Origin of the sequence: Enterococcus sp. 3H8_DIV0648 (assembly GCF_002140655.1) — a bacterium.
Lineage (GTDB): Bacteria > Bacillota > Bacilli > Lactobacillales > Enterococcaceae > Enterococcus_A > Enterococcus_A hulanensis.
Genome location: NZ_NGLG01000001.1, coordinates 635,287 through 637,768, shown reverse-complemented (window position 1 = coordinate 637,768; position 2,482 = coordinate 635,287). Strand labels below are relative to the sequence as shown.

Below are 2,482 nucleotides of genomic sequence, written 5' to 3'. Positions count from 1 at the left end.
AGGTGATAACGACATGATCTCATTTAACTGTTCATTGACCAAAGCTGTAACCATATCCATATGTTGCTTCGATTCTTGACCAATGATAGTATAAGTCTGACCGGCAACGATTGCCTTATAGCGATTTTGCGCCATATCGATCAACCTTTCTAATACAATTTTTTAATAACCCAGTATCAAAAATACTAATTTATTATATGCTAAAACCTTTCATATGTACAACCTGTCTCTTATACACATCTATCTATTTATTCCAATAAGAAGTATACCTGAGCAGGCCAACATAAAAATAATTGCAACTACATAGAATATGTTCATTCTTTTTAATTTTCGGCGATACTCACGATCCGCTTTGGATAAATTCTTCTTCATTCCTCATCCTCCTCATCAAAAATGAACACATCTTCGATAGCCCGATCAAAATAGCGTGCTATTTTATGAGCTAAAATTAAAGAAGCATTGTAACGTCCATTTTCTAGTGAAATAATTGTTTGTCGTGTGACCTCCAATTCTAATGCAAGATCACTTTGGGTCATCTTGCGTTCTTTGCGAAGCATTTGAATTCGATTCTGCACGTGATCACCCCTTAATGTACAGTGCGCTTTACATCTACAAAAAAAGTATAGCACCCTTTACATTTTATGTAAAGGGTGCTATACATTATTTTTTCTGAAGTTGATTATGCGTGTTTTCAGCTACTGCTTTTGGCAAGCCAACTTTTTGTAATTCTTCAATCGAGGCTGCTTGAATATTTTTTAATGACTTAAATTCCTTTAACAGCATTTTTTTTCGTTTTGGTCCCAAGCCATCAATATTATCCAATTTTGAAGCAAAACTATTTTTACTGCGTAATTGACGATGGAATGTAATTGCAAAACGGTGAACTTCATCTTGAATTCGCTGAAGCAAGAAGAATTCTTGTGAATTGCGCTCTAAAGGTACAACACTTAGCTCTGGACCAAAAAGCAACTCGCTGGTTTTATGCTTATCATCTTTTGCCAGACCAGCAATCGGAATGTCGATACCTAATTGGTTGGCCAAGACATCCTTCGCGACATCTACCTGTCCTTTTCCTCCATCAATCACGATCAAATCTGGAAATGGTAAGCCTTCCTTTAAAACACGGGAATAGCGGCGATAGATAACTTCTCGCATCGAAGCGTAGTCATCGGGACCCTTAACCGTTTTGATCTTATATTTACGGTATTCTTTTTTAGCTGGTTTACCATCGATGAAAACTACCATTGCCGAAACTGGATCAGTCCCCATAATATTAGAGTTATCGAATGCTTCGATTCGGATCGGTGCGGGAATATTCATAGCATCTCCCAATTTTTCGACAGCACCAATGGTCCGAGCTTCACTGCGTCCAATCAAGTCGAATTTCTCATTTAGAGCAACCTGTGCATTTTTCCCTGCCAACCTTACAAGTTTCTTCTTTTCGCCGCGTTGCGGTTGTAGAACTCGGGTCTCTAACATCGCTTCTACACTTGGTTTATCGATATTATCAGGAATCAGCACCTCTTTGGGAATGAAGTGTTCATTCTCTTGATAAAATTGTCCGATATAGGTAAGAAAATCTTCTTCCGCATCATTATAAAATGGAAACATTGAAACATCTCGCTCAATTAGCTTTCCTTGACGCACAAAAAAGACTTGAACACACATCCAACCTTTATCTGTTGCGTATCCGAAAATATCACGATCAACTAAATCAGTATTAGTCATTTTTTGTTTCGTCATTACTGTTTCGATCGCTTTGATTTGATCACGATACTCTGCGGCTTTTTCAAATTCCATATCCGCAGCTGCTTGATTCATTTTTTCTTTTAATTGATCTTGAATCTCTGTGTGGCCACCATTCAAAAAGTTTTTTATTTCCTCCACCATATCCTTATAAACCTGTGGGTCCACATGAAAAGCATAGGGACACAAACACTGGCCTAAGTGATAATAAAGACAGGGTGTTTTTTGCGATGGTTTACATTTTCGTAACGGGAACAGTCGATCCAATAATTTTTTTGTTTCATTAGCAGCATTCACATCAGGATAAGGACCAAAGTAATGAGCTTTATCCTTCAACACCTTACGAGTAATCATCAATCGAGGATATTTTTCATTCGTAATTTTTAAAAACGGATATGTCTTATCGTCCTTTAACATGATGTTGTATTTTGGATCATTTTTCTTGATTAAATTAATCTCAAGCAACAACGCCTCGATATTGGATTCTGTCACGATATACTCAAAGTCCACAATCTCACTGACTAATCGCTCAGTCTTGGTGTTATGACTACCCGTGAAATATGAGCGGACACGATTCTTTAAAATTTTAGCCTTCCCCACATAAATGATCGTGCCGTTCTTATCTTTCATCAGATAGCAACCTGGTTGATCTGGTAAAAGCGCTAATTTATTCTTAATTCGTTCGTTCATAAGTTGCTTCCCTTCACAGCTATCTCCTAATATCTTATACACATCT

The 2,482-nt window shown here is 37.3% G+C and carries 3 protein-coding genes and 1 pseudogene; all 4 read right to left on the bottom strand.

Annotated features, from left to right (window positions below; genetic code table 11):
• Positions 1-135, bottom strand: a pseudogene (locus A5875_RS02910) (cell division protein ZapA); the annotation flags it as partial.
• Between the two features lie 105 nt (positions 136-240).
• Entirely contained in the window at positions 241-372 is a 132-nt protein-coding gene (locus tag A5875_RS24090) for a hypothetical protein (protein WP_254911841.1), read from the bottom strand.
• Positions 369-575, bottom strand: a complete 207-nt coding sequence (locus tag A5875_RS02905) for a helix-turn-helix transcriptional regulator (RefSeq protein ID WP_088932211.1) — start codon at positions 573-575, stop codon at positions 369-371. Before A5875_RS02905 ends, A5875_RS24090 begins: the two co-directional genes overlap by 4 nt.
• Positions 576-660: 85 nt before the next feature.
• Complete coding sequence (gene uvrC, locus A5875_RS02900; RefSeq protein WP_088932210.1) at positions 661-2,436, bottom strand: excinuclease ABC subunit UvrC; 1,776 nt, start codon at positions 2,434-2,436, stop codon at positions 661-663.
• Positions 2,437-2,482: the final 46 nt, after the last annotated feature.

Bases quoted from the DNA above. Each gene is read 5' to 3' on its own strand.
- A5875_RS24090 (WP_254911841.1), bottom strand. From the start codon at position 372: ATGAAGAAGAATTTATCCAAAGCGGATCGTGAGTATCGCCGAAAATTA.
- uvrC (WP_088932210.1), bottom strand. From the start codon at position 2,436: ATGAACGAACGAATTAAGAATAAATTAGCGCTTTTACCAGATCAACCA.